The organism is Aeromonas sp. FDAARGOS 1407 (genome assembly GCF_019048725.1).
Taxonomy (GTDB): Bacteria; Pseudomonadota; Gammaproteobacteria; order Enterobacterales; family Aeromonadaceae; genus Aeromonas; species Aeromonas enteropelogenes.
In genome coordinates this window covers 4,470,816-4,496,601 of record NZ_CP077399.1, presented here as the reverse complement: position 1 = coordinate 4,496,601, position 25,786 = coordinate 4,470,816, and the positions used below count along the sequence as shown (strand labels likewise).

Below are 25,786 nucleotides of genomic sequence, written 5' to 3'. Positions count from 1 at the left end.
CCGGGCCGGGTCAGCCCCGGGTCAGGTGAATGTCTATCTGCTGGTGGGGCAGGGTGAGCCCCTGCTGCTGCAGTTTATCCAGCACCAGCGAATGGACCTCGTGGGTGATGGGCATCCGGTGATCCATGTTGTTGACGTAGAGACGGATCTCGTAGATCAGCGCCGAATCGGTGAACTCGACCAGGAACACCTCCGGGGTCGGGCTCTCCAGCACCAGGGTCGATGCCTGTATCGACTCTTCCAGAATGCGCTGCACCAGCTTGGGATCCCGGGTCAGGCCGATGCGGATGCGCAGCTTGACCCGGGTGATGGCATCCGACAGCGACCAGTTGATGAACTGCTCGGTGATGAATGCCTTGTTGGGGACGATGATCTCCTTCCTGTCCCAATCCACTATGGTGGTGGCCCGTGTCTTGATCTTGGTGACGGTACCGGTCAGATCCCGGATGGTGACGGTGTCGCCGAGGCGGATCGGTTTTTCGAACAGTATGATGAGGCCGGAGACGAAGTTGGCGAAGATCTCCTGCAAACCGAAACCCAGGCCCACCGAGAGGGCCGCCACCAGCCACTGGGTCTTGGACCAGTCGATGCCGAGCATGGAGAAGCCGGTGAGGGCACCGATCAGGATCACCAGGTACTTGCTGACGGTGGTGAGCGCAAAGCCGGTCCCCGGCGAAAGGCTCAGGTGCTGGAGCAGGGTCAGCTCCATCAGGCCGGGCAAGTTGCGTGCCGTCACCACCGTCAGAATGAAGATGAAGGCCGTCATCATCAGATCCTGCAGGGTGATGGCGGAGAGCTGCTCGATGCCGCCTATCTTGTTGCTCACCTGCCATACCTCGATGTTGCTCAGGAAGCTGAAGGCGGAGTTGAGATCCGACCATTGCACCAGCAGCAACATGGTGAAGCCCAGCATCAACAGGGTGCGGACCAGCCCGAGGGACTGGGCGCTGATGGTGTCGAGATCCAGCTCCGCCTCTTCCACCACATCGGGGATCTCCGAACTGAGATCGCTGTTGGGATCGTCCCGCTGGGCGAGGATCTCGGCCCGCTTGCTCTTGGCCCGTTCGAAGGCGAGGCGGCGGCGCTGGATCAGCATCCAGCGTCTGGCCAGGTAGTAGACGAGCAGGGCGCCGAGCCCCATCAGCAGACTCAGCTCCAGCTGCCTGAGCAGGGTGCGGGAGGTGTAGAAGTAGCCGAACAGGGAGCCGATCACCGCCAGCAGGGGGGCCAGCATCAGGCTGTTCCAGATAAAATGGTGCAGCAGATGGGGCTTGCTCATGTCGCTCTGGCCCCAGGTCAGCGGCAGCCGCTCCCGGTTGAGGCGGGCGAAGAACAGCAGCAGCCAGAGGGCGCCGATGATGAAGGCCAACCTGCCGAGGGAGTCGTAGAAGGCGTGCTCCTGGTAGCTGTTCGCCATCCCCTGCACGAAGAAGCTCGGGATCAGCACCAGCAGCAGGGTACGAAATTGCCCCCAGACTCGCTGTACCCGCTCTTTGGACCAGCGGAAGTGGTGGATCAGGATCCCTTTCTCCAGAGTGAGGTGGCGCGCCATCATCAGGGCCAGCAGCAGGAACCAGATCTCGCCAAGCCCCCGGCCCACCGCCACCGCGAAGGGATATTGCCAGACCCCCTCAAGCAGGCCGCGCACCATCAACACCATGGCCGGGAACGGCAGCGAGGCGATCAGGGTACGCAGCAGCAGGCGACTGGTGAGGCTGAACTTGTCCTGGGTGACCTTGCCGATGCGCGGTGCCACGTGTTCGCAGAAGCGGACCAGATGGCCGGCCAGCTTGAACCAGCTCCAGGCCAGCACCAGCAGGCCGAGGCCGGCCATCGTGAGGGTCAGGGGATTGTTCTCGGCGATGGCGCGGGGCAGTTGCAACCAGTTGTTCGGGTTGAAGGCCAGCGCCAGGGCGGCGGGGATGCCGAGGATGACCTGGGGGGTGAAGGGGCGTACGTCCGGTAGCCAGAACAGGTGGCTGGCGCTGAGCTCGCGGATCTCGTCGATCTTGCTGTTCTGGCGGCTGTAGAGCAGCTTGAGCCGGGTCTGTTCCTGGATCAGGGTATCGGAGGCATCGTTGAGACGGGTCAGCAGCTGGCGACGGGCCTTGAGCAGGTTGTCGAGCACCGCCAGTTGCGAGCGATCCAGAGTCACCTCTTCGCCAGCCAGCAGTTGTTCGCGCAATTGACGAGGATCGGCGAGGTCATCCTGCTCGGTCTCGTACTGATATTTGGCCCTGCGGGCGTTGACGATGGCCGACTCCAGCTTGTCCAGCGGGAAGTAGGCGGGTAGATCCGCCAGCTTGCTGCGCAGGTTCTCGCCGTAGGCGTTGCTGATCTGCAGCCACTCCAGCTGTTCGCGCACCGAGTTGACCAGCTCGTTGAGGGTAAACAGGTTCTTGTCGATGGTGCGCTGCTCGTCCTGAACCCGCTCTATCTCGTCTTCGAGACCGCTGAGTTGCAGGGAGAGGGCCTGGTTCTGCTTTTGTTGCTCCAGCAGCAGCGGCATGTCGGAGGTGAGCTGTTTGCGCAGCCGCTCGCTCTCCGCCAGCGCCTGCTCCGTTTTCTCACGGCGCAGCTGGTTTTGCTGGTTCAGCAGGCTGGTCTGCCACTCATCCTCGTCGGCGATGGCCAGGTTGAGCTCCTGCAGCTTCAGCTTGCCAAGATCGTTGCGTTGTTGAGCTGAGAGCTGCTCCAGCTCCAGCATCTGGATCCGGTCAGAGAGGCTTTGCTCCTTCATGCGGGTCACCAGCTGCTGGGCCTCCAGCCGCCGATCCGACTCGCTCCCCAGGCTCAGGCGATCCAGCTGGCTGCGAGTCAGCTGCAGCTGCTTGCGCAGATCGTCCACCCGCAGGTGATACTCCTGGCCCGTGCTTTCGAGCTGATTGAGGCTGTCCATCACCCCCTGGCGCTCCTTGCGCAGGTTGAGCTGGCGGTTGTTGCTCAGGCCAATGGCCTGGCGCAGGGTCTCCTCCTTGAGGCGGGAGAGGGGAGGCCGGGCGGCGGGTTGATAGTTGTGCAGGCTCTCCTTGAGGCGGCTCGACTCCTGGGGATAGTCGATAAGGATCTGCTGATAGGCCTTGCTCTGCTCCCGGTAGCGTTCGGCCTCTCGGGCAAACTGCAGTGCCTGCTGATAGCTCTCGCGCAGCTTCTGGTTTTCGGGGGTATCGCTTTTGGGCACGCTTTGCAGCAGGGCTTCGGCCTGGGTGACGGCGTCCTCGGCCCAGGCGGATGACAAGGGGACAAGACAGAACAAAAAGAGGGTGAGCAGGCGTTGCAACATGAGGCTCGTTTCTGGTCATGAAGGATGGTCCTAGCCTAAAGCAGTGAAGGGCGGTGGGTAAAGGTGGTTACCCTTAATGATTCATCACATAAATAACAGGAACTCATTCGGACGTTCCGCTATGATGCCGCCGCTTTCTCCTCTTTGAGCCGATTATGTCAGCCGTTGATCTGGGCACAGCCCCCCTCTCTCGCCTCTTCTGGCGTTACGTTACCCCGACCGTGGCCACCATGCTGGTCACCGGCATCTATGTCACCATAGACGGTATCTTCGTTGGCCATGTGCTCGGGCAGGATGGCCTGGCCGGTCTGATGTTGGCCTATCCCATCTGCGCCATTCTTTATGCGGTGGGAGCCCTGATCGGCATGGGGGCCTCCTCGCTGGTCTCCTTCCATCTGGGGCGGAGCGACCCGGCCAGAGCGCGCCGTATCGTGGGCAACGCGCTGGTGCTGGTGGTGCTCTCGTCATTCCTGCTCAGCGTCATCGGGCTGCGCTATGGTGGCCCCATGTTGGCCTGGATGGGGGCCGAGGGGGAGATCTTTACCGCAGGCCTCGCCTATCTGCAGGCCTATGCCTGGCTGGGCGGCTTTGCGGTGCTCTCGATGACGTTTAGCTCGCTGCTGCGCAATGACGGGCGGCCCGGCTTCGTCAGCCTCATCATGGTGCTTGGTGGCCTGATCAATGTGCTGCTCGACTATCTGTTGATGGTGGTGTTTCCGTTTGGCCTGGCTGGAGTGGCCACGGCCACCATGCTGGCCCAGGCGGTCACCGGTTTGTGCTGCCTGTGGCACTTCTTCACCCCCCGCAGCCAGCTGCGCATCGGTCTGGACAGCCTGCGCCCCGACCCGGCACTGATGGCCGACACTCTGAGGCTCGGTGTCTCCAGCTTTCTAATGTACCTCTATCTGTCTGTGGTGTTGGCGCTGCACAACAAGGCGCTGCTCTCGGTCGGCACCTCCCTCCATGTGGCTGCCTACGGGGTGATCAGCTACACCGAGGCCTTTTTCTATCTGGTATTCGAGGGGATAGCCATGGGCATCCAGCCCATCGCCAGCTTCAACGCCGGGGCCGGCCACTGGCAGCGGGTGCTGCGCATACGCAATCTGGCGCTCGGGGTGACCCTGGGCATCGCCCTGTGTGGCATGGTGCCGCTCTACCTGTGGCCGGAAGCGGCTGTCTATCTGTTCGCTGGCGACAACGCGGCGCTGCTGCCGGTGGCGAGCCTCGGGATCTGGCTCTACTTCTGGGGCCTGCCGATGGAGGGGTTGCTGCTGGTGGGGGCCACCTATTTCCAGGCCATCAACCGGGCCCGTATTGCCTCCCTGCTGACCGGTGGCAAGCTGGTGCTGATCGGTCTCTTCTTGTGGGGATTCTCCTCCTTGTGGGGTGTGCCCGGGGTCTGGCTGGCGCTGCCCAGTTGCAGCGCCCTGCTGGTACTGTTGATGTGGCGAGCCATGCGCGGGGAGGGCAGTGCACACGGGGTGGCGAGCTAGCTGTCGCGAGAGGACGGTAGACAACAAAAAGGCAGCCATTGGCTGCCTTTGTCGTCGTGGGGCTTAAGGTTTGAAAGCCCCGATAAAGATGGCGGGATCGACCCGGGTATCGTTGAGGCTGACGTTCCAGTGCATATGGGGGCCGGTAGCGCGGCCGGTAGCGCCCACCCGGCCGACGATGCCGCCGCGGGGTAGGCTCTGGCCCAGCTTCACGTCGACCCTGGACATATGGCAGAACATGCTGATGAGCCCCTGGCCGTGATCGACGAAGACGGTGTTGCCGTTGAAGAAATAGTTGCCGATGAGGATCACCTTGCCCGCCGCCGGTGACTTGATGGGGGTGCCGGCACCCACGGCAAAGTCGAGACCGGAGTGGGGATTGCGCTCCTCGCCGTTGAAGAAGCGGCGCAGGCCGAACGGGCTGGAGAGGGGGCCGTTGACCGGTTTGTCAAACAGCAGGTTGCTGGGTTGGTTGGGGCTGAAAGTCTGGTAGGCGCGGGTTTGCTCCGCCAGCTCGCGGTTGATGCGCACCATGTCCTCGGCCAGCGGATTGACCTGGCGACCGTTCTTGAGCTTGATGTGCTGCTCGCGGTAGTGCTTGGGAGTGACGGTGAAGTTGAGGGTTCGACCATCATTTACCTGCAGCTGGTGGGCTCCTGTCTTGCTCTTGAGGGAGATGCCGACGATGGCGATCCAGCGCTTGCCCTCTTCACGCACTACCAGCACCGGTTTGCCCTGATAGCGGGCAGTCGGCGCCTGCGCTTCACTGCCCAGCGGCATCACGGCGACGCCGCCCGGCACCGGATGGTTGAGCAGACGGCTGATAAAGCCTTCGGCCAGTGCCGACTGGCTGGCCAGCAACAACAACAGACAACAAACAACTCTCATGACGATACCACTCGCGATCAAAACAGGGGAGAAACGGAACTGCTGCAAGGGGCTGATTGTGCCTCGTTCCCGCCGGGACGGCCAGCCTGTGAGCCTGCCCGCACCGGTTTTGTGGTGCTGCTGCGTCAGGTTTGTGTGATGAGGGCAGGGCGTTGCCATTGAGTCGCATCCGCCCTGCCTCTAGAATCGGCATCCAGTACTGATGCCCACGATACACAGAGGAGATGACATGAACGGATTACCCACTTTGCGCACAAACCCGGCACGCCACCCGATCGGCCGTGGCTGGGTCTGGGTCCGCAGCGGGTTCGATATCTTCAACAAGGGGATGGGCGTCAGCGTGGCCATGGTGCTGGTCTGGTTTTCGGTCGGCATGGTGCTGGATCAGCTGCCGGCGGGCAGCCTCATCTCCCAACTGCTTTATATGGTGTGGGGGGCTGGTTGGGCCGTGGTGGCCGCCCGGGGCTATCGGGGTGAGGCCCTCAATTTTGCCGATCTGTTTGCCGGATTTCGTCACAAGCTGACCCCGCTGATGCTGGGTGGCCTCCTGGTGCTGGGGCTGTTCAGCCTGATCGGACTGGTGTGTCTCGGACTGCTCTCCAGCTGGGGATTGCTTTCCGTGCTGAACCAGGATCCAGAGACCATGGTGGTATCGCCCGGCCAGCTGCAACAGCTGTTGCTGGTGCTGCTGGTGGGCACGGCGCTGCTCATTCCGGCGCTGATGGCGGTGACCTTTGCCCCGGCCCTTATCTATTTCCACGATGTGGGCATTGTGCAGGCCGTGCGTCTGAGCTTTGCTGGCTGCTGGCGCAATATGTGGCCCTTCTTCTGGTGGGGGGCCCTGTGCGCCATCCTTTTGCTGTTCGGTGCCGCCTTGATGCTGGTCGGTCTGCTGGTGGTGATCCCGGCGCTCAACTACTCCATCTATGTGGCCTATCGGGATATCTTCCTCGATGAGAGCGAAGAGGCGCAGCCGCCCGTCACACCGTTCGGCTTCGAAGCCTGATGCAAGATGAAAAAGGGGCCTCAAGGCCCCTTTTTCATTGTGGTGGTTACTCCTGCCAGAGAGGATCGTCCGCCATGCGCGCCACCAGAAAGTCGAGGAAGCTGCGCAGCAGCGGCGACATCTGCCTGCGGGTGGCATAGACCCCGTAGACGCCGAGCCGCTTGGGCTGCCACTGGGGCAGCAGGGCAATCAACTCGCCCCGTTCCAGATAGGGCTGCGCCGAGTAACGGGGCTGCAGGCTGATCCCGGCGCCTTTCAGGGTCGCTTCCAGCAGCAGGTTGGAGATATTGGCGCTGAGGTTGCCGCTAACCGGTACCGACTCCGGGCCATCCGGCCCGCTGAACTCCCACAGGCTCTTGCCGAAATAGGTGTAGGTCAGGCAGTTGTGCAACGCCAGATCCTGGGCCTTGTGCGGGGTCGGGTGGCGGGCCAGGTAGTCCGGGCTGGCGCACACCACAGAGTGGCAGGTGCCGAGACGGCGGGCCACCAGATTGGGATCCAGATCGTTGGTGATGCGTACCGCCAGATCGATCCGCTCCTCCACCAGGTTGACGGTTCTGTCTAGCAGCAGGATGTCGACGGCAGTGCCCGGATAACGGGCCAGGTAGTCGTTGGCAGCCCCTACCAGCAGCGCCTCGGAGAGGGAGTAACTGCTGGTGATCCGCAGCTGTCCCTTGGGGGCGTCATCCTCCCGTATGGCGACCTGCTCCATCTCCTCGCCCAATGTCAGCATGAGGCGGGCGCGGCCCAAGGTCTCTTCCCCCGGGCCGGTCAGGCTCAGACGCCGGGTGGTGCGGTGCAGCAGGCGTGCCCCCATCCAGTGTTCCAGTTCTGCCAGATAGCGGGAGACCATAGCCCGCGACATCTCCAGCTTTTCGCCAGCCCCGCTCAGGCTGCCCTGCTCCACGACGGTGACGAAGACCCGCAATGCGGTCAATCGATCCATGTATGCCCCTCAATATGCTCGATATACGCAACAGTGATGCGCGTTACATGCTGTATTTGCAACTTAATCGTTCCAATAGACTGTGTCCATCCAATGACCCGAATGATGAATGAGGAAAACATGATGAACAGCACCCTGATCCGCAACCTGACCCTGGCCACCACCCTGTTGAGCGGCGCTGCCCTGGCCGGCCCTTTGAGCGTGACCGTTTACAACCCGGGCGAGCAGGGGATCTTCCCCGTCTCCTCCTCCCTGGTGGCGGGTGACAAGGAGGCGATCCTGATCGATGCCCAGTTTGACGTAGAGAATGGCCAGGCATTGGTGGATCTGATCAAACAGAGCGGCAAGAAGCTGACCACCGTCTACATCAGCGGCGGCGACCCGGATTTCTACTTCGGCCTGGAGCCCATCAAGGCTGCCTTCCCCGACGTCAAGGTGCTCGCCGATCAGCATGTGGTGGATCACATCAACAAGACCAAGGATGACAAGCTGGCCTACTGGGGCCCGATCCTGGGTAAGGGGGCCCCGAAAAGCCTGACTGTGCCCGAGGTGATGACCGCTAACCATCTAACCCTCGAAGGGCAGCAGATCGAGGTGCGGGAGATGAATACCTCGAATGCCTACCTGTGGGTGCCCTCCATCAAGACGGCGCTGGGCGGCGTGGCGGTATACGGTGGAGTTCACGTCTGGATGGCGGATAGTCAAACCAAGGCGGCTCGCACCAGCTGGATCGAGGCCCTGAACGGCTTGCTGGCGCTCAAGCCCGAGCGCGTGGTGCCGGGCCACTTCCTCGGTGCCGAGCCCAAGGGTAGCGATGCAGTGACCTTTACCCGCGATTATGTGCAGCGTTTCGAGCAGGAGCTGGCGCAGGTCAAGCACTCAGGCGAGCTGGTCGAGCGTCTGCAGAAAGCCTACCCCGCCCTGCCGGTCGATGACGGCCTGGCCATCGGCGCCAAGGTCAATACCGGCGAGATGAAGTGGTAATACACCGAGCCGTTTCCCTGTGTTTTTTACCGGGCCCTGGGGCCCGGTTTTTTGATCCGGACGATATTCAAGGAAAATTACGCCATGAATGAACACACTCTCACTCTGCATTACGTCTATGACCCCCTCTGTGGCTGGTGCTATGGGGCCGCCCCCCTGCTGGCGGCCGCCGCAGGCATCCCGGGGATTGCCATCGAGCTGCATGCCGGCGGCCTCTGGCTGGGGGCGCGCCGCCAACAGATGGGGGTGGCGCTGCGTGACTATGTTCGCCCCCACGATGAGCGGATTGCGGCCTTGACCGGTCAGTCCTTTGGCGATCGCTACTTCAACGAACTGCTGCTCCGGGAGGGGGGAATGCTGGACTCAGATCCTCCCATTCGCGCCATTCTGGCGGTGACAGCCTTGGGGGGAGATGGACTTGCCATGTTGCACCGGATCCAGCAATCCCACTATCGGGACGGCATCTGGGTTGGTGCCCTCGACGCACTGGCCGCCTTGGCAGCGGAGCAGGGCATATTGCAAGAGGCGTTTATCGATGCCTGTCAGAGGGCGGATCTGGCCGCTCATCTGACGGATAGCCAGAGTTGGATGGCCCGGCTGGGTGGCCAAGGGTACCCCACTCTCGGAGTGGAGCAGAATGGCCGGATCCTCGGCATTCGGGTTGCCGATTTTTACGGGGAGCCGGAGAGTCTGTGCCGCCAGTTGATGGCCCTGATGCGCTGATCCCGCAGGCTCGATTCAGGGGCGCGGAAGAGAGTTTTTTTCATGTGAAATAACATGATGGCAGAAGCGCTATGAGGGCCTTCTGTTTTCTGCATGCGGGCTATGCTCTATATGACCATTTCCGGGAGATATTTCGGGAGTGAAGACTCATATCAAGGAAGCCCTCATATGTTCAAAAACATGTCTATTGGCCAGAAGTTGAGTGCCGGATTTGCCGTACTGGCGTTGCTTGTCCTGGGGTTGGCCTGGTTTTCCAGCAGTCAGCTGGCGCGGCTTTATGATGATACCGAAACCATCACCAGCAACCTGCTGCCATCGACCCGCCTGGCCAGCCAGATGCATGTGGCCATTCTGGATGCTCGTCGCTCTGAACTGGCCCAGGTGATCGCCAGTCTCAACAAGGACGATGAGGAGGTGAACGAGCGGGCCCGTACCTTTGATCAGGCGAAACAGGAGTTCGAGCAGGCAATCCAGAAATACGGCACTCTCGAGTTCAGTACCCATGAAGAAAAACAGGTCTATGAACAGGCACAGGCAGCCGGGGCCAAGTATTTTGCTGTGCATGAAGAGTTGATGCGGGCCTTTGCCGCCGATGATTTGACAAAGGTCAAGAGCTTGCGCCGTAATGAGACCCGTGTCGCGTTGGAGGAGGTTGGCGCCAAGGCATTGCGGTTGCGGGAGATCAACAACGAGATAGCCAACCAGATGACCCAGAACGTGGCCGCACTCTACAGCGATGCCAAGACCATGAGCATCATCGTCAGCCTGGTGACCCTCGGGTTTGTGGTGGCGATTGCCTGGCTGTTGACGGGGCAAGTTCGTAACCCTGTCATGGTGCTGCTCGAACAGACTCGCAAGGTGTCGGCAGGGGATCTCACCTCCCACCTCGACATGCATAAATTCAACAACGATGAACTCGGCACCCTGGCCAAAGGGTTTGGCGAGATGCAGGGCAATTTGCGAACCCTGGTCAGCGAAGTGTCGGGCTCTGTGGTGCAACTGAGCTCCGCCGCCGAGGAGATGAGTTCGGTGGCCAGCCAGTCCGCCAAAAACATGAATGCCCAGCAGCATGAGCTGAACCAGCTGGCGACGGCGATGAACGAGATGCAAGCCACGGTACAGGAGGTGTCACGCAATACCAGCGATGCGGCGAGTGCCGCCACCTCGGCCAGTGAAACGGCAGAGACCGGCGCCAGGACGGTCAATGATTCCATCCAGCGTATCGAGCGGGTGGCCGGCGCCATCGAAAGCACGGCCGTGGTGATCCGCCAACTGGGGGATGACAGCCGCAATATCGGCATGGTGCTGGAGGTGATCCGCGGCATTGCCGAACAGACCAACCTGCTGGCATTGAATGCCGCCATCGAAGCCGCCCGAGCCGGTGAACAGGGGCGCGGGTTTGCGGTGGTGGCCGATGAAGTGCGTACCCTGGCCAAGCGTACCCAGGATTCCACCTCCCAGATCAACACCATCATCGCCGAGCTGCAACAGCGCGCCGAACAGGCGGGCACGACCATGATGCAGAGCCAGGAGCTGATGAATGCGACGGTCGCAACGGCCCGTGAAGCCGGTGAGTCCATCTCCCAGATCAGTGGCTCGGTCAGCAGCATCTCCCACATGAACATCCAGATCGCCACGGCAACCGAGGAGCAGGGGGCAGTGAGCGAGGAGCTCAATCGCAACGTGGTCAATATCAGCCACGCTTCGGAGGAAGTCGCGGCCGGCGCCACCCAGATGGCGCAGGCGTGCAACGAGCTCAACCATCTGGCCACCCAGTTGCAGGATATGGTTCGCCGCTTCCGTGTTTGAGGACACTTGAAGGCAAGCCCGGTTACCGCGAGGTGGCCGGGCTTTTGTTATCTGGAGGTCGGGTACTTTCCCTTGATGACCTGGTGGCCATGCTTGTTCCAGAGGCCAATCTTGTGCATGCTGATGGCTCTTTTGCCAGTCAGGACTCTTGTTGTATGAATCTTCGCGATCTCGAATATCTGGTGGCACTGGATGAGGAGAAACACTTTCGCAAGGCGGCGGAGCGCTGCTTTGTCAGCCAGCCGACCCTCAGCGGCCAGCTGCGCAAGCTGGAGGATGAGCTGGGGGTGATCCTCATCGAACGCACTTCGCGCAAGGTGCTGTTCACTCCGGCCGGTGATGCCATGGCGCATCAGGCCAGGCGGGTACTCAAGGAGGTGCGTGAACTCAAGAGTATAGGTCAGCACTTCTCCGACCCCATGTCGGGAGAGATCCATATCGGTTTCATTCCCACGGTGGGACCTTATCTGCTCCCTCGCATCATCCAGACCTTGCGTGAAAGCTTTCCCCAGCTCGAGTTCTATCTCTATGAAGAGCAGACCCACGTACTGCTGAAACGGCTGGAAGAGGGAGAGCTGGATTGCGTCATCCTGGCCGAAATGGAGGGGATGGAGGGATTTGGTGCCATCCAGCTCTACCATGAGCCGATGTGGTTGGCCGTCCCCAGCCACCACCCGGAGGCCCAGGCCAGACAGGTACCGCTCGGCAATCTCAAGGGCAAGAAATTGCTGATGCTGGAAGATGGCCACTGCCTGCGGGATCAGGCGATGGGGTTCTGTTTTGCCGGTGGGATTGGCGAGGATCAGCGCTTCAAGGGTACCAGTCTCGAGACCTTGCGCAACATGGTGGCGGCGGGCAGTGGCATGACCCTGATCCCGCAACTGGCGGTACCGCCCAATCATGATGAAGGTGGGGTAAGTTACCGCCCGGTGATAGAGCCTGTGCCCGGGCGAACCATCGCCATGCTCTATCGTCACTACTCGGTGCGTCGGCCTTGTTTCAACGAGCTGGCCGCCCGCATCATCAAATTGATGGCTGGGCAGTTGACCAAATAAAAAAACCGGCAGCCAAGGCTGCCGGTTCTGTTTTTGCTATGCGGGGATCAGAAGATATCGTCGGTCGAGACGGGGCCTTCGCTGTTTGTGTTGTCACCACCATAGACCTGGTTGCCGTCCGAGCTGGGAGAGGCATAACGGGTCGGCTCTGTCCCCTCCTTGAAGTACTCATTCGTACCACCACCAGCGGCCAGCAGGCCGGTTTCGCTGTCGATCCTGACCGTCATAATCCCCTCTGGTACAGGCATCTTGTGCTCGGGTACTCCCTTGAGGGCAACTTTCATGAAGTCGATCCACATGGGTTGGGCAGTTCCGCCCCCGAACTCACCACGGCCAAGGCTGCGCTGATGGTTGTCAAAACCGATCCAGGAGGTGGCCACCAGCTCAGGGGTATAGCCGGAGAACCAGGCATCCCTGGATTCGTTGGTGGTCCCCGTCTTGCCGGAAATATCGTGACGCTTGAGGTCACGGGCAGCACGCCAGCCGGTACCACGCCAGCCATTGCCACCCCAGATGGCGCTCGTCAGGGTGTCGGTGATGAGGAACGCGCTCTCGGCACTGATGGTGTGGGGCGCCAGCATGGGGGCGAGGGGCGCCGGATGAGCGTCAGAGCCGGGCTGTTGTGTTGGCTGCGACTCGGGCAGCAGAGCTGCTTGTTGTTCGCAATCGGAACAGGCAATCACGGGGTTGGCCTGATAGAGGATGTGTTCCTGGCTGTCGGTCACCTTGTCGATAAAGTAGGGGGTGACCAGGAAGCCGCCGTTTGCCAGCACAGAGTAACCGCGCACCACCTCGAGCGGAGTAAATTCGGCAGCACCCAGTGCCAGCGATTCATGCGGGGAGATGAAGTCACGCGGGAAGCCGAATCGGGTCAGCCCGTCGATATAGGTATCCAGGCCGATGGCGCGCATCAGGCGCACCGACATGACGTTTTTGGACTTGGCCAGCCCTATGCGAAGGGGGGTGGGGCCTTCATAGATGGCGGGCGAGTTTTTCGGTTGCCACATGGGGCCCTTGGATGGATCCCACTGGTTGATCGGGGCATCGTTGATCAGGGAGGCCAGGGTATAGCCGTGCTCCAGCGCTGTGGCGTACAGGAACGGCTTGATGTTGGAACCGATCTGGCGGCGTGCCTGATCGACCCGGTTGAACTTGGACAGCTCGAAGCTGAAGCCACCGACCACGGCCTCAAGGGCGCCATTTTTCGGGTTCATGGCGACCAGTGCCCCGTTGACGTCCGGGATTTGCGCCAGCAGCAGCTCTTCGCCCTGCTCGCGAACCCAGATCTGGGCACCCACTTTCAGGACGTCACGAGCCGATTTCGGTAGATAGCTCTGGCGATCGTCGGTGATAAAGGAGCGAGCCCACTTGATGCCATTCCAGCCAAGCTCTGCCTCCTTGCCATTTTTCAATACCAGGGTGGCATTGCGATCCCCGAGCTTGGTCACCACAGCGGCCATCAGCGGCTCGTAGGTGGGCTGCTTGGCAAGGTGTGCCACTATCTGCTCATAATCCCAGGCCGGTTCACCCGCTTTCCACAACTGTGCAGCCGGGCCGCGATAGCCGTGGCGCATGTCGTAGTCAAAGACGCCGTCGATCAATGCCTTTTTGGCTGCCCGCTGACGCTCCGCGCTGACCGTGGTGTAGACATGCAGACCCATGGTGTAGGCATCTTCGCCAAACTGTTCCACCATCTTCTGGCGAACCATCTCACCGAGATAGGGAGCGTTGAGGGTCACCTCGGCGCCGTGATAACGAGCCTTGATCGGCATCTGGGATGCTTCATCAAACTGGGCACGGGTGATCTTGCCAGTCTCCAGCATCCGGCCCAGCACCACGTTGCGGCGAGCAAAGGCGCGTTCGGGGGAGCGGATGGGGTTCAGCATGGAGGGCGCCTTGGGCAGACCGGCAATGATGGCGATCTCGTCCAGCCCCAGATCCTTGACCTCTTTGCCAAAGTAGACCTGAGCCGCAGCCCCGACTCCGAAGGAGCGGTAACCGAGGGGGATCTTGTTGAGGTAGAGCTCGAGGATCTCGTCCTTGGTGAGGTTCTGTTCGATCCGCCAGGCTAGGAACACTTCCTTGATCTTGCGAACGAGCGTCTTCTCGTTGCTGAGGAAGAAGTTGCGGGCTACCTGCTGGGTAATGGTACTGGCGCCCTGGCGAGCCTGGCCCGAAATGGCCCAGACAGAAGCAGCACGGATGATGCCAATCGGGTCAATCCCCGGGTGCTCATAGAAACGGGCATCTTCGGTTGCCAGCACGGCATCGATCATCTGCTGGGGGATTTCGTCAAGGCGCAAGGGAATACGACGAATTTCGCCATATTGGGAGATCAATTCACCATCGCGGCTGTAGACCCGCATCGGGGTCGCCAGCTTGACGTCACGCAGGGCGGTGACATCGGGCAATTGGGGTTTGATATAGAAATAGATACCGATGAGGCTGGCAACACCCAGCACTGCACCCAGCATCATGACAATAAACAGGCGAACGAGCCATTTCAGCATGGAAGAACTACCAATCGTCTTAAAATTAGCCAACGGGCGCAGAGTATAGCCCTTTTGCCATCTGGAATTCGAGGTTTTCCTGTGGCGAGCGACCCACCTAAAAAGGGAGGCGAGAGGTTAGCATTACGGGGAACAATAACCAAGAATGGGATCCCCCGGGCCAGAAAGCGAGGTGGGTCACTTTTCGGTATAAACTTTATGACATTGATACTTAGAGCATTTAGGATTAATCAACCCGTCCTCTTGTGACGAGTGTCCTACACTCAATTCGGGAACAGAACCCCATAACGCATGGATGTGTATATGTTTGGGCTATTTAGCAAAGGCTCCCTCCTCCCCTTGGTGGGCGTTGATTTTGGCAATCAGACCATCAAGGCCGTCACCATCAGCGGACGTCCCGGCAAACTGCACATAGATGCGGTGGCCGATATCGTTACCCCGAAAGGGACGCTGGTCGATTATCAGCTGCAGGATATCGAGCGGGTCAGCCAATCCCTCAAAAACCTCAAACGCCAGCTCTCGGGCCACAGCGACTATGCCGCCACGGCGGTGACGGGCTCCAACGTAATCACCAAGGTGATCCAGATTGATGCCAGCCTGAGTGATAAAGAGCTGGAAAATCAGGTTCAGCTGGAGGCCGAACAGATCATCCCCTTTCCCCTTGATGAAGTGAGCCTCGATTTCGAGGTGCTGGGCACTACCAGCAACAATGAAGATCGCCAGGATGTGCTGCTCAGTGCAGCCCGCACCGAGAGCGTCAATGGCCGGGTCAGCGCCCTTGCCGAGGCCGGTATTGTCGTCAAAGTCGTCGATGTGGGAGCCCATGCGTTGGGGCGTGCCGTGTTGGCCTGCTTGCCTGAGTTGAAGGAGAGCGATCGGCCGGTCGGGGTGATCGATATCGGTGCCAGCGCCATGACCTTCGCCGCTTTGGTCAAGGGGGAGGTGATCTACTCCCGTCTGCAGAACTTCGGTGGGGATCAATACAGTCAGGCGCTCTCCTCTTTTTATGGGATGGCGCTGGATGAGGCGGAGCAGGCCAAGATCAAGGGAACCCTGCCGGTCGACCACGAACTCGATGTACTGATGCCTCATATCAATGCATTGCTGCAACAGGTTCGTCGCAATATCCAGCTGTTTTGCAGCTCTTCCGGTTATCGCGAGATTTCGAAGCTGGTGATGACCGGTGGGGGCAGCCTGCTGCCGGGTCTGTCACTACAGGTGCAGGAAGAGGCCAATTGCGAGGTGTTGCACCCGGATCTGTTTGCCCTGTTTGGCAAACCCAAAGGGGAAGCCGAAGCGACCCACGGCGCTAAATATATGACGGCATTCGGGTTGGCTCTGAGGAGTTTCACGCCATGTCAAATATAAACCTGCTGCCATGGCGTGAAGCCAGGGCCCAGCGGCAGAAGAAAGAGTTTGGCGCCCTGCTGGGGGCATTTGTGCTGGTGACGGTGGCATTGGGATTTGGCGCCGACTGGTTGGTCAATCGTCAGGTCAGCGCCCAACAGCAGCGCAATCAGCGACTGGTGCAGGAGATGGCTATCCTGGATGCCCAGTTGGGCGAGATCCGCCTGCTCAAGGAGCGCCGCAAGGAGTTGATCGACCGGATGCAGTTGATCGAACAGCTGCAGATGCGCCGCAACCTGCCCGTCCGCCTTTTTAATCAGTTGCCCTCCCTGGTGCCCAACGGGGTTTACCTCAACACGCTCTCCATGCAGAACAACATCATCGATGTGAATGGCAAGACCGAGGCCTATGGTCGGGTTGCCAGCATGATGCGCCGTATCGATGGCTCGGGCTGGCTGAGCCAGTCGAAGATCAGCACTATTTTTGCGGCGGATGTCGCTCCCGTATCCCTGAGTCAATTCTCCATGATGTTTCTGGTGGCCAAGGCCTCCGCGACTGACGATGCGGCCAAGGAGGGCAAATGAATCTTCAGCAATTGAACGAGCTGGATATCAATGACATCGCCAGCTGGCCCAAATGGGCCAAAGGGATCTTCATCTTCTTTTGCTGTGCGTTGACGGGAGGCGCCCTCTATTACTATGTGATCGCCAATTCGCTGACCCTGCTGACCCAGGAGACCGACAAGGAGACCGAGCTGAAAGCCCAGTTTGAAAGCAAGGCGATGCTGGCGGCAAACCTAGGTGCTTACAAGGAACAAATGGTGACGCTCGAGCAGATGGTCGATACCCAGCTCAAGCAACTGCCCAATACCCATGAAGTGGCGGGCTTGCTGGACGATATCAGCTTTATCGCCACCGACAACGGTTTGAAACTCAACCGCATCAACTGGGAACCCGAGGTCAAGCATGAGTTCTCGACCGAGCTTCCCATGCGTATCGAGGTGGTGGGCAGTTACCACGAGATCGGCAAGTTCACCGCGGACATGGCGGCCTTGCCCCGTATCGTCATTCTCGACTCCTTTACTTTGGGGCAAAACAAGGATGCAGGGGATCTGATCTCGATGTCGATGCTGGCCAAGACCTACAAGTACAACGGCAAGACTGGGGAGGCGAAGTAATGAGACGCATCTGCTGGTTGTTGCCTGCCTTGCTGCTGGCTGCCTGTGGTGGCCAGGAGGACATGGACGCTTATGTGGCTCAGACCAAGGCACGCCCTCCCGTCCCTATCGAGCCTCTGCCAGAACTCAAACCCTTTTCTCCCATGGCATACCAGCAGAGGGAGCTGCGCAGCCCCTTCATGGCACCGCAGCCGGAGGCGGCTGGCGGGGGGGACAACAGTGCCAAACTGCAACCGGATTGTGCGCTGGTGGTGAAGGATCGTGAAAAGGAGATGCTGGAAAATTACTCCCTTGCCAGTTTGTCGATGCAGGGTTCTTTGGGCAAAACAGGGCAATTGTGGGCTCTGATCCGTACGCCGGATGGTCAATCGGTACGGGTAGGCCTCAACCAATATATGGGTCTGGATCAGGGGCGCATTATCAAGATCTCCGATACAGCGGTGGATTTGCTGGAAACCATTCCGGATGGGAAGGGGTGCTGGGTAACAAGAGAAACCCAGTTGGCCATGGCCAATATGCAAGAAAAACAATAATCAGGGACGAACAGCAATGAAAACAACAAGAGAGTGTGTAACCAAAGTGGCTCTGCTGTTTTGTGCCAGTGCCTTCTTCGGCCAGGCCTGGGCGGTGGCAACCCTGCAGGAAGTGAAAGTGAATCCCTTGCTTGCAGACCAGTTACAACTGGAACTCAGTTTTAGCGAGCCTGTCAGCGGTTTTACCGATCGCCTCTCCTACCAACCCAACCAGCTGTTGCTGCATGTGCCCGGTGCGGTGGGTGCATTGAAAGTGAACCCCTTGCCGATCCAGCGCCAGGGGGTTGACAGCATCAAGGTGGAAGGCAAGGGCGCCGGGCTCGACATCAAGATTGCTCTCGATCAGCTGGCGCCCTATCAGGTCAGGCAGCAAGGCAGCAAGTTGCTGGTGTCGCTGGGGGAGGGGGCATCTTCCTCCTCTCTTGGCAGCAATGACAGTGCATTGCTGGCACCCGCAGTCACCGCTTCGACGCCCGCTTCCTCTCCGTCGGCACTCATCAATACCCAGGTAGTCGCCAAGTCGATGCCGGCGACAGCGCCGGTGGCTGCCCCGACAGCCTCCAAACCCGTGCTCAACAGTTATCAGAGCAACGGCGGCGGAGCCTATTTCAACTCGGTAACCGGTGTGGATTTTCGCCGCGGCAAGGATGGCCAGGGTGAATTTCTGGTGACGCTGGACAACAGCTCGGCCGCCGTGGATGTGAGCAGCCGGGGCCAGACGGTGCTGGCCAAATTCCACGGCACCCGGGTGCCGGATGGCTTGCTCAATCTCATCAATGTGCAGGATTTCGCGACGCCGGTCTCCCAGGTGGAGGTGTCGCGTCAGGGCAACGATACCCTGTTTGAGCTGTCGGTGAATGGCCAGTTTGACTATCGCTACGATCAGGCTGACAAGCTCTTCATCATCGAGGTGAAAAAGCGTGCAGCTACCGCTGCCAAGCAGTATCAGGGCAAGCCCATCTCCTTGAACTTCCAGGATATTCCCGTTCGTACCGTGTTGCAGTTGATCGCCGATTTCAACAATCTCAACCTGGTGACGACCGATTCGGTCGGGGGCAACATTACTCTGCGGCTGGATGGCGTGCCCTGGGAGCAGGCCCTCGACATCATCCTGAAAGTGCGGGGGCTGGACAAGCGGCTGGATAACAACATCCTGCTGGTGGCTCCTGCCGACGAGATTGCGACCCGGGAGAAACAGCAGCTTGAGAGCCGCAATCAGGTGGCGGATCTTGCCCCGCTCTACACCGAATATCTGCAGATCAACTACGCCAAGGCATCCGAGGTGGCTGCCCTGCTGTCATCCGACAGTACCAAGCTGCTCTCCCCCCGTGGCGCCGTGAGCGTGGATGAGCGCACCAACGTGCTGGTGGTCAAGGATACGGCGGATGTGATCAGCAGCATCAAGCGGATGCTCGACATTCTCGACATCCCGGTCAAGCAGGTGGTGATCGAAGCCCGCATGGTGACCATAGATGATGGCTTTGACGAGGCCCTCGGGGTGCGCTGGGGGGTAACCAAGAACGACGGGCACGGCAACAGCACCTCGGGCAGCATCGAAGGCAATGATAGCTCCGGCAACGATAACGGTGTGTCGGCCATCACCAGACCCGGCGCCGATGACAGGCTGAACGTCAATCTGCCGGTGACCAATGCGGCCGGTACCCTGGCCTTCCAGGTGGCCCGTCTGGCCAATGGCACCCTGCTGGATCTCGAGCTCTCTGCCCTTGAAAAGGAGAGCAAGGCCGAGATCATCGCGAGTCCCCGGGTCACCACGGCCAACCAGAAACCGGCGCTGATCGAACAGGGTACCGAAATCCCCTATGTGGAATCCTCCTCCAGCGGTGCGACCTCTGTCACCTTCAAGAAGGCGGTGCTGAGTCTGAAAGTGACTCCGCAGATCACTCCGGACAACCGTGTCATTCTCGATCTGACCGTGACCCAGGATACCAAGGGTGAAACCGTGCCGACCGGTACCGGCGATGCCGTCTCCATCAACGCCCAGTCCATCACCACTCAGGTGTTGGTCAACAATGGCGAGACGCTTGTGCTCGGCGGCATCTATCAGCAGACCATCAAGAGCGATGTGACCAAGGTGCCGTTGCTGGGGGATATCCCGGGGTTGGGGGCGCTGTTTCGCAAGACCACCAGCGAAAACAAAAAGCGCGAGCTGCTGATTTTCGTGACGCCCAAGATAGTGACCGACGCTTTCTGAAGGCTTTACATGTGAAGGTAAAACACATATAACCTTACGCCCCAATGAGGCTGGGGCGTAAGGGCTGCGGTTGCCAGTCCTGATTTCTATTGAGATAATCCCCCTCCTGATCCATCGCAAGATAAGGTTCATAGGTACCCCGATCCAGTATTTATCGGGGTCGTACAGTTTGTAATTACTAACGAAAAGACATGGCTGAGAAACGCAATATTTTCCTGATAGGTCCCATGGGTGCGGGCAAGAGCACCATAGGTAGACATCTGGCAGAACAACTGCATATGGAGTTTTTCGACTCAGATCATGAGATTGAGCGCCGCAGTGGTGCTGATATCAGCTGGGTGTTCGATGTTGAAGGCGAAGAGGGTTTCCGTATTCGCGAAGAGAAGGTGATCGGCGAGCTGTCGGAGCAGCAGGGTATCGTGCTGGCGACCGGTGGCGGAGCCATCAAGAGCCGCGAAACCCGCAACAAGTTGTCTGCCCGCGGGATCGTGGTCTATCTCGAAACCACTATCGAAAAGCAGCTGGCGCGCACCCAGCGTGACAAGCGTCGCCCCCTGCTGCAGACCGAAGAGCCGGCACGTGAAGTGCTCGAGCGTCTGGCAAAAGAGCGCAATGCCCTGTATGAAGAGGTGGCCGATTTTGTGGTGCACACCGACGACCAGAGCGCCAAAATCGTTGCCAATCAAATCGTAAAACTGATCGGTATGTAATCTAGAGGACGTCCATGGAACGGTTGAAGGTCGAACTGGGTGAACGCAGCTATCCCATCGAGATAGCCGCAGGCTTGTTGCAGCGCCCCGAGGTGCTGGCATCGGCCATCAAGGGCAAGCGGGTGATGATAGTGACCAATACGGTCGTCGCCCCTCTCTATCTTGAACGGGTCAGCGCCTTGCTGTCGGATTTTCAGGTAGAACACCTGATCCTGCCAGATGGCGAGGCCTACAAGAACCTGGCGACCTTTGAGCAGATCATGTCTGCTCTGCTTGAAACCAACCATGGGCGTGATACCACGCTGATCGCCCTGGGGGGCGGTGTGATAGGGGATGTGGTGGGCTTTGCGGCAGCAAGCTATCAACGTGGCATTCCTTTTATCCAAATCCCGACCACACTGTTATCCCAGGTTGACTCTTCCGTTGGCGGCAAGACCGCCGTCAATCATCCCCTCGGCAAGAACATGATCGGGGCTTTCTATCAGCCCAGACAGGTCATCATCGACACCGAGTGCTTGAGCACCCTGCCTGCGCGTGAATTTGCCGCCGGAATGGCCGAGGTGATCAAATACGGCATCATTTGGGATGCCGACTTCTTCAGTTGGCTGGAGCAGAACATGACCCGTCTGCAACGGCTGGACCCTGCCGCCCTCTCCTATGCCATCAAACGCTGCTGCGAAATCAAGGCCGATGTGGTCGGGCAGGACGAGACCGAGCAGGGGGTACGTGCACTGCTCAATCTGGGTCATACCTTTGGTCATGCCATCGAAGCCGAACAGGGCTATGGCAACTGGCTCCATGGCGAGGCCGTTGCGGCCGGCACCATGCTGGCGGCCGACACTGCGCTGGCCAGGGGTGAGATGACCGAATCACAGGTGGCACGCGTTCGCGCCTTGCTGCTGGCGGCCAATCTGCCCATCAAGGCCCCGGCCGAGATGGATTTTGCCGCCTTCATTCGCCATATGCGCCGCGACAAGAAGGTCCTCGAAGGCAAGTTGCGCCTGGTATTGCCGGTGGGTATCGGCCATGCACAGGTGGTGGCCGATGTCTCCGATGCCGAACTGTTGGCGGTGATCGAGTCTGGACGTGACTAATAATAAGCTGCTTAAGCTTCCTTCCCAGCGGCAGCTGGTTGACCGGCTGCTGCATCTGATTGAATTCAATCACCCTTTCATTTTTCTCTCCGGCAAACCGGGCAGTGGTCGCGGCACTCTGTGCGAGACCCTGATCAGCCAGTTGCCGGAAAAGGTACGTGTCGTCAGCCTGATTGGCACGCCGGCCATGAAGATGGCGGATGTGCGTCAGCTGCTGCTGCCCCAGGTGGTGGCCCGTCCCCTGTTCAATCCTCAGGACGCGCTGGCAGACAGCTTCTTTCGCATGCTGGAGGGGGCCAAGCCGGCGACACTGCTGCTGATCATCGAACGGGCCGATGAGCTGCCTGCCGACGTGCTGGGAGAGCTGTGGGCCATCAGTCGTCACAACGACACCCTGGCGGCGCCGCACCAGCTGGCCATCCTGGTCTCGGGCAGTGACACCTGGTGTCGTAGTCAGCGGCCACTGCTCAAGGGACGCGCCATGCCGCCCCTCGAGCTGGAGGTCCAGCCTCTGAGTCCGCCGGAGCAACGCATCTTCCTGTACGAGAAGGCCAAGGAGCTCAAGATCCCGACAGCCCTCTTGCCCAAAGTGAAAGTGGAAGAGATCCTGACAACGGCAAGTGGACACCCGTCCACCATCATGCAGTTACTGGAGGATATCATGACCGACAGAAGGCCCAAGAAGCGTCAGGCAGAGCTGCCTGTCAAAAAGGTTGCCCTCTCTATTGCCGCGCTGGCGGCTGGCCTGCTGGCCCTGAGCTATCTGCTGCCGGCCCTGTTTGGTGGCGACACCTCCACCACACCTCAGGAGTCGACTCAAACGACGGCCCTACCGCCTCCGGTTCCGGGCGATTCTCCCGTCACCACGGGTGGCGCTGATGACGGAGCTGCCAAGGGACAAGATGATGGCGCAGCTACGAATCCCAACGCCGTGGTCAAGGATTGGCAGCCGGAGGCGAAAGTGCTGCCCAAGTCGGTAGAGAGTGATACCGTCACTACCGAGTCCACCAACTATGAAGGGCGCCGGGTGGTGATCTCCGATGAAGTCGTCCAAAAGCTGATGACGGATCCCGGCGTGAGCGGTGCCCTGCCGACCGAGGTGGTCGACGAGCTGACCGGCAAGAGCACAGTAGCCAGCGGCGCCGTTGCCAGCGCGGCAAGCGGCGCACAGCAAAAGCCTGTCAAGGCAGCCGAGCCTTCGGCCACTACGAGCCAACCGGCCGTTCAGCCGGCGGCTGTGCCGGCTCCCAAGGTGGCCCTGACCCCGGTGGCGACCCTGAACAAGAAGGCACGCAACCACTACAGCATCCAGCTGATGGGGGCGAGCAACACCAAGGCGGTGGATCAGTTTGTTGCCGAACATGGTTTGTCCGGCAAGGTCTGGGTTTATCAGACCCAGTTCCGTGGCAGCCCCTGGTTTGTGGTGCTGCAGGGGGACTACGCGGCCCTGACCCAGGCCAAGAGCGCGATCCGCAAGCTGTCGCCAGCCCTGCTGAAGGGGCAACCCTGGCCCAAGTCGTTTGCCCAGGTACAAAAAGAGCTGAAGCAATAGCCTTGATACCGGATAAGGGGGTAGAATCATCCCCCTTTTTGGGTCTTGCCTTCTTACACACCGGATTTCCATGAAGAAAACACGCGCTTTTTTAAAATGGGCCGGGGGAAAATACTCCCTGGTTGAAGAGATCGCCGAGCGCTTGCCGGCCGGGCGTGTGTTGCTGGAGCCCTTCGTCGGGGCCGGGTCCGTGTTTCTCAACACCGACTACGACGCCTATGTGCTCAACGACATCAATCCGGATCTGATCAGTCTCTACAATCATCTCAAGCTGACGCCGGATAACTTTATTGACGAGGCGCGCAAGCTCTTTGTAACAGAACACAACCACAAGGCGGCCTATTACCGGCTGCGCACCCAGTTCAACCACACCGAAGACACCTTCGAGCGGGCATTGCTGTTCCTGTTCCTCAACCGTCACGGTTTCAATGGCCTGTGTCGCTATAACAAGAAGGGCGGTTTCAATGTGCCTTTCGGTTCCTACAAGAAGCCCTATTTCCCGGAGAAGGAGCTGTGGGCCTTCGCCGAAAAGGCGCAGAAGGCGACCTTCATCTGCGAAAGCTACGCCGATGCCATCAAGCGGGCTGAGGAGGATTGGGTGATCTACTGTGATCCCCCTTACGCGCCGCTCTCCACCACGGCGAGCTTTACCACCTATGCGGCCGGTGGCTTTACCCTGGATGATCAGGCGGTGCTGGCCCGCTTGGCCCGTCACACCGCGGCCCATAAAGGGGTGCCCGTGCTCATCAGCAACCACGATATCGAACTGACCCGCGAGCTCTATCGCGGTGCCCGTCTCGACGAGATCCTGGTCAAGCGCACCATCAGCCGCAACGGCGGTACCCGCAACAAGGTGGCCGAACTGCTGGCGCTCTATCCGCCCGGCATCGAGCCTGAGCAGGGGTATTACCCAAGCGACAGCGAGCTGCTGCCGCTGAGCTGATAAAACGGCGCCCGAGGGCGCCGTTTTTTGTTGGCGTTTTGTCATCCTTCAGGCTGGCATTGGGATCGTGGAGGGGATGGCGGGAAGGATTGCCCCCTTTCTCGGCCTTTCGAGTCGTTTTCACCGGATATTTACGCTAAAATTGCGCCGTTTTTTCTCCCTGGCTGCCAATGGATGATGCTGATGAAAGACTTTCTGATTGCCCCCTCGATCCTCTCCGCCGATTTCGCCCGTCTGGGTGACGATGTTGCCAAGGTGCTGGCCGCCGGTGCCGACGTGGTTCACTTCGATGTGATGGACAACCACTATGTGCCGAACCTGACTATCGGCCCCATGGTCTGTCAGGCCCTGCGCGACTACGGCATCGAGGCGCCCATCGACGTCCATCTGATGGTCAAGCCGGTGGATCGCATTATTCCCGATTTCGCCAAGGCCGGGGCTTCCCTCATCACCTTCCACCCGGAAGCCTCCGATCACGTTGATCGCTCCCTCGGTCTCATCAAGGAGCAGGGCTGCCAGGCTGGCCTGGTGCTGAATCCGGCCACCTCTCTCTCCTGCCTCGAGTATGTGATGGACAAGCTGGACGTGATCCTGCTGATGTCGGTCAACCCGGGCTTCGGTGGCCAGAGCTTCATTCCCGGTACCCTCGACAAGCTGCGCCAGGTGCGCCGCCTGATCGACGAGAGCGGCCGCGACATCCGCCTTGAGATTGACGGCGGTGTCAAGGTCAACAACATCCGCGAGATCGCCGAGGCCGGTGCCGACATGTTCGTGGCCGGTTCCGCCATCTTCAGCAAGCCGGACTACAAGGCCGTTATCGATCAGATGCGTGCGGAGCTTGCTGATGTCCGTCGTTAATCGTGAATTTGATCTGGTGCTGTTCGATCTGGATGGCACCCTTATCGACAGTGCCGCCCAGCTGGCACTGGCGGTCAACCGTACTCTGACCGACCTGGAGCTGGCCGAGGCCGACGAGGCGCTGGTGCGCACCTGGGTCGGCAACGGTGCCGACAAGCTGATCCAGCGGGCGCTTGCCCATTGCGAAGCCGATCCGGCGCTGTTTGCCAAGGCCCGAGCCCTGTTTGACGGTCACTATCAGGCTTGCCTGCTGCAAGGACTGGACATGTATGAGGGGGTGGAGCAGAGCCTGCGCCGCCTGCAGAAACTGGGTTACCGCCAGGCGGTGGTAACCAACAAACCGAGCCAGTTCGTGCAGCCCATTCTCGATGCCCTCGGCATTGCCGATTGCTTCGCACTCTGGCTTGGCGGCAACTGCGTTCCCCAGAAGAAACCCAATCCGGAGCCCCTGCTGCACGCCTGCCACGAACTGGGGGTGAGCCCGGCTCGCACCCTGATGGTGGGCGACTCCGAAAATGACGTGCTGGCTGCCAAGGCGGCCGGCATGAAAGTAGTGGGGCTCACCTACGGTTACAACTATGGCCGCCCCATCGCCGATTCCCATCCTGACTGGGTATGCGAGCAGTTTGCACAGCTCGATGCACTTTTGGTCTAATAGCGCAG

General features: G+C 59.9%; 21 protein-coding genes. 17 read left to right on the top strand and 4 right to left on the bottom strand.

Annotated elements, in window-relative coordinates; genetic code table 11:
* Window positions 1-10: 10 nt before the first annotated feature.
* Window positions 11-3,283 carry a miniconductance mechanosensitive channel MscM gene (gene mscM, locus I6L37_RS21065; RefSeq protein ID WP_216992878.1) on the bottom strand — a complete coding sequence of 1,091 codons (3,273 nt, stop codon included), beginning with the start codon at window positions 3,281-3,283 and terminating at the stop codon, window positions 11-13.
* A gap of 155 nt (window positions 3,284-3,438) precedes the next feature.
* Between mscM and I6L37_RS21060 the strand changes: the two genes are divergently transcribed.
* Entirely contained in the window at window positions 3,439-4,776 is a 1,338-nt protein-coding gene (locus I6L37_RS21060) for an MATE family efflux transporter (RefSeq protein WP_216992877.1), read from the top strand.
* A gap of 63 nt (window positions 4,777-4,839) precedes the next feature.
* Here the strand turns inward: I6L37_RS21060 and I6L37_RS21055 are convergent, their stop codons facing one another.
* Window positions 4,840-5,664: a M23 family metallopeptidase gene (locus I6L37_RS21055; RefSeq protein ID WP_216992876.1), complete on the bottom strand. Its 825-nt coding sequence runs from the start codon at window positions 5,662-5,664 to the stop codon at window positions 4,840-4,842.
* A 229-nt stretch (window positions 5,665-5,893) separates the two neighbouring features.
* On the opposite strand from I6L37_RS21055, the gene I6L37_RS21050 reads away from it, so the two are divergent.
* Window positions 5,894-6,670: a BPSS1780 family membrane protein gene (locus tag I6L37_RS21050; RefSeq protein ID WP_216992875.1), complete on the top strand. Its 777-nt coding sequence runs from the start codon at window positions 5,894-5,896 to the stop codon at window positions 6,668-6,670.
* 46 nt (window positions 6,671-6,716) lie between these two features.
* On the opposite strand, the gene I6L37_RS21045 is transcribed toward I6L37_RS21050, so the two are convergent.
* Window positions 6,717-7,616 (bottom strand): LysR family transcriptional regulator, encoded by a 900-nt coding sequence (locus I6L37_RS21045; RefSeq protein WP_216992874.1) that lies wholly within the window; start codon window positions 7,614-7,616, stop codon window positions 6,717-6,719.
* A 123-nt stretch (window positions 7,617-7,739) separates the two neighbouring features.
* Between I6L37_RS21045 and I6L37_RS21040 the strand changes: the two genes are divergently transcribed.
* The 4 genes from I6L37_RS21040 to oxyR all read left to right on the top strand — a co-directional run bounded on the left by I6L37_RS21040 (window position 7,740) and on the right by oxyR (window position 12,187).
* Window positions 7,740-8,600: a Vmh family MBL fold metallo-hydrolase gene (locus I6L37_RS21040; protein ID WP_216994222.1), complete on the top strand. Its 861-nt coding sequence runs from the start codon at window positions 7,740-7,742 to the stop codon at window positions 8,598-8,600.
* Window positions 8,601-8,684: 84 nt separating this feature from the next.
* Window positions 8,685-9,323: a DsbA family protein gene (locus I6L37_RS21035; RefSeq protein WP_216992873.1), complete on the top strand. Its 639-nt coding sequence runs from the start codon at window positions 8,685-8,687 to the stop codon at window positions 9,321-9,323.
* A gap of 168 nt (window positions 9,324-9,491) precedes the next feature.
* The gene (locus tag I6L37_RS21030) at window positions 9,492-11,132 is read left to right on the top strand and encodes a methyl-accepting chemotaxis protein (protein WP_216992872.1); all 1,641 of its coding nucleotides are present in this window, start codon (window positions 9,492-9,494) and stop codon (window positions 11,130-11,132) included.
* Between the two features lie 155 nt (window positions 11,133-11,287).
* Window positions 11,288-12,187: a DNA-binding transcriptional regulator OxyR gene (gene oxyR / locus I6L37_RS21025; protein WP_042025678.1), complete on the top strand. Its 900-nt coding sequence runs from the start codon at window positions 11,288-11,290 to the stop codon at window positions 12,185-12,187.
* Between the two features lie 47 nt (window positions 12,188-12,234).
* Here the strand turns inward: oxyR and I6L37_RS21020 are convergent, their stop codons facing one another.
* On the bottom strand, window positions 12,235-14,697 hold the full coding sequence (locus tag I6L37_RS21020; protein ID WP_216992871.1) for a penicillin-binding protein 1A: 2,463 nt from the start codon (window positions 14,695-14,697) through the stop codon (window positions 12,235-12,237).
* Between the two features lie 303 nt (window positions 14,698-15,000).
* Between I6L37_RS21020 and tapM the strand changes: the two genes are divergently transcribed.
* The 11 genes from tapM (at window position 15,001) to I6L37_RS20965 (ending at window position 25,778) form a co-directional block, all read left to right on the top strand.
* Window positions 15,001-16,065 (top strand): PilM family type IVa pilus assembly protein TapM, encoded by a 1,065-nt coding sequence (gene tapM / locus I6L37_RS21015; RefSeq protein ID WP_302056872.1) that lies wholly within the window; start codon window positions 15,001-15,003, stop codon window positions 16,063-16,065.
* The gene (gene tapN, locus I6L37_RS21010; RefSeq protein ID WP_026455955.1) at window positions 16,053-16,628 is read left to right on the top strand and encodes a PilN family type IV pilus biogenesis protein TapN; all 576 of its coding nucleotides are present in this window, start codon (window positions 16,053-16,055) and stop codon (window positions 16,626-16,628) included. Before tapM ends, tapN begins: the two co-directional genes overlap by 13 nt.
* Entirely contained in the window at window positions 16,625-17,221 is a 597-nt protein-coding gene (gene tapO / locus I6L37_RS21005; protein ID WP_026455954.1) for a PilO family type IV pilus biogenesis protein TapO, read from the top strand. The genes tapN and tapO overlap by 4 nt, the downstream gene beginning before the upstream one ends.
* Window positions 17,221-17,754: a pilus assembly protein PilP gene (locus I6L37_RS21000; protein WP_042072277.1), complete on the top strand. Its 534-nt coding sequence runs from the start codon at window positions 17,221-17,223 to the stop codon at window positions 17,752-17,754. The genes tapO and I6L37_RS21000 overlap by 1 nt, the downstream gene beginning before the upstream one ends.
* 16 nt (window positions 17,755-17,770) lie before the next feature.
* Window positions 17,771-19,966, top strand: coding sequence for a type IV pilus secretin PilQ (locus I6L37_RS20995; protein ID WP_216992869.1), 2,196 nt, complete (start codon window positions 17,771-17,773; stop codon window positions 19,964-19,966).
* A gap of 191 nt (window positions 19,967-20,157) precedes the next feature.
* Window positions 20,158-20,676, top strand: a complete 519-nt coding sequence (gene aroK / locus I6L37_RS20990; RefSeq protein ID WP_042025672.1) for a shikimate kinase AroK — start codon at window positions 20,158-20,160, stop codon at window positions 20,674-20,676.
* A 14-nt stretch (window positions 20,677-20,690) separates the two neighbouring features.
* Window positions 20,691-21,770 carry a 3-dehydroquinate synthase gene (gene aroB, locus I6L37_RS20985; RefSeq protein ID WP_124239831.1) on the top strand — a complete coding sequence of 360 codons (1,080 nt, stop codon included), beginning with the start codon at window positions 20,691-20,693 and terminating at the stop codon, window positions 21,768-21,770.
* Window positions 21,763-23,322 (top strand): SPOR domain-containing protein, encoded by a 1,560-nt coding sequence (locus tag I6L37_RS20980; RefSeq protein WP_216992868.1) that lies wholly within the window; start codon window positions 21,763-21,765, stop codon window positions 23,320-23,322. Before aroB ends, I6L37_RS20980 begins: the two co-directional genes overlap by 8 nt.
* A gap of 70 nt (window positions 23,323-23,392) precedes the next feature.
* Window positions 23,393-24,265 carry a Dam family site-specific DNA-(adenine-N6)-methyltransferase gene (locus I6L37_RS20975; RefSeq protein WP_124239829.1) on the top strand — a complete coding sequence of 291 codons (873 nt, stop codon included), beginning with the start codon at window positions 23,393-23,395 and terminating at the stop codon, window positions 24,263-24,265.
* Between the two features lie 183 nt (window positions 24,266-24,448).
* Window positions 24,449-25,123, top strand: a complete 675-nt coding sequence (gene rpe / locus I6L37_RS20970; RefSeq protein WP_216992867.1) for a ribulose-phosphate 3-epimerase — start codon at window positions 24,449-24,451, stop codon at window positions 25,121-25,123.
* The gene (locus I6L37_RS20965; RefSeq protein ID WP_216992866.1) at window positions 25,110-25,778 is read left to right on the top strand and encodes a phosphoglycolate phosphatase; all 669 of its coding nucleotides are present in this window, start codon (window positions 25,110-25,112) and stop codon (window positions 25,776-25,778) included. Before rpe ends, I6L37_RS20965 begins: the two co-directional genes overlap by 14 nt.
* Window positions 25,779-25,786: the final 8 nt, after the last annotated feature.

Bases quoted from the DNA above. Each gene is read 5' to 3' on its own strand.
- I6L37_RS21000 (WP_042072277.1), top strand. From the start codon at position 17,221: ATGAGACGCATCTGCTGGTTGTTGCCTGCCTTGCTGCTGGCTGCCTGT.
- I6L37_RS21035 (WP_216992873.1), top strand. From the start codon at position 8,685: ATGAATGAACACACTCTCACTCTGCATTACGTCTATGACCCCCTCTGT.
- aroK (WP_042025672.1), top strand. From the start codon at position 20,158: ATGGCTGAGAAACGCAATATTTTCCTGATAGGTCCCATGGGTGCGGGC.
- rpe (WP_216992867.1), top strand. From the start codon at position 24,449: ATGAAAGACTTTCTGATTGCCCCCTCGATCCTCTCCGCCGATTTCGCC.
- aroB (WP_124239831.1), top strand. From the start codon at position 20,691: ATGGAACGGTTGAAGGTCGAACTGGGTGAACGCAGCTATCCCATCGAG.
- I6L37_RS20995 (WP_216992869.1), top strand. From the start codon at position 17,771: ATGAAAACAACAAGAGAGTGTGTAACCAAAGTGGCTCTGCTGTTTTGT.
- tapN (WP_026455955.1), top strand. From the start codon at position 16,053: ATGTCAAATATAAACCTGCTGCCATGGCGTGAAGCCAGGGCCCAGCGG.
- I6L37_RS21030 (WP_216992872.1), top strand. From the start codon at position 9,492: ATGTTCAAAAACATGTCTATTGGCCAGAAGTTGAGTGCCGGATTTGCC.
- I6L37_RS21040 (WP_216994222.1), top strand. From the start codon at position 7,740: ATGAACAGCACCCTGATCCGCAACCTGACCCTGGCCACCACCCTGTTG.
- tapO (WP_026455954.1), top strand. From the start codon at position 16,625: ATGAATCTTCAGCAATTGAACGAGCTGGATATCAATGACATCGCCAGC.
- I6L37_RS21050 (WP_216992875.1), top strand. From the start codon at position 5,894: ATGAACGGATTACCCACTTTGCGCACAAACCCGGCACGCCACCCGATC.
- I6L37_RS21055 (WP_216992876.1), bottom strand. From the start codon at position 5,664: ATGAGAGTTGTTTGTTGTCTGTTGTTGTTGCTGGCCAGCCAGTCGGCA.
- tapM (WP_302056872.1), top strand. From the start codon at position 15,001: ATGTTTGGGCTATTTAGCAAAGGCTCCCTCCTCCCCTTGGTGGGCGTT.
- oxyR (WP_042025678.1), top strand. From the start codon at position 11,288: ATGAATCTTCGCGATCTCGAATATCTGGTGGCACTGGATGAGGAGAAA.
- I6L37_RS21045 (WP_216992874.1), bottom strand. From the start codon at position 7,616: ATGGATCGATTGACCGCATTGCGGGTCTTCGTCACCGTCGTGGAGCAG.
- I6L37_RS21020 (WP_216992871.1), bottom strand. From the start codon at position 14,697: ATGCTGAAATGGCTCGTTCGCCTGTTTATTGTCATGATGCTGGGTGCA.
- mscM (WP_216992878.1), bottom strand. From the start codon at position 3,283: ATGTTGCAACGCCTGCTCACCCTCTTTTTGTTCTGTCTTGTCCCCTTG.
- I6L37_RS20975 (WP_124239829.1), top strand. From the start codon at position 23,393: ATGAAGAAAACACGCGCTTTTTTAAAATGGGCCGGGGGAAAATACTCC.
- I6L37_RS21060 (WP_216992877.1), top strand. From the start codon at position 3,439: ATGTCAGCCGTTGATCTGGGCACAGCCCCCCTCTCTCGCCTCTTCTGG.
- I6L37_RS20965 (WP_216992866.1), top strand. From the start codon at position 25,110: ATGTCCGTCGTTAATCGTGAATTTGATCTGGTGCTGTTCGATCTGGAT.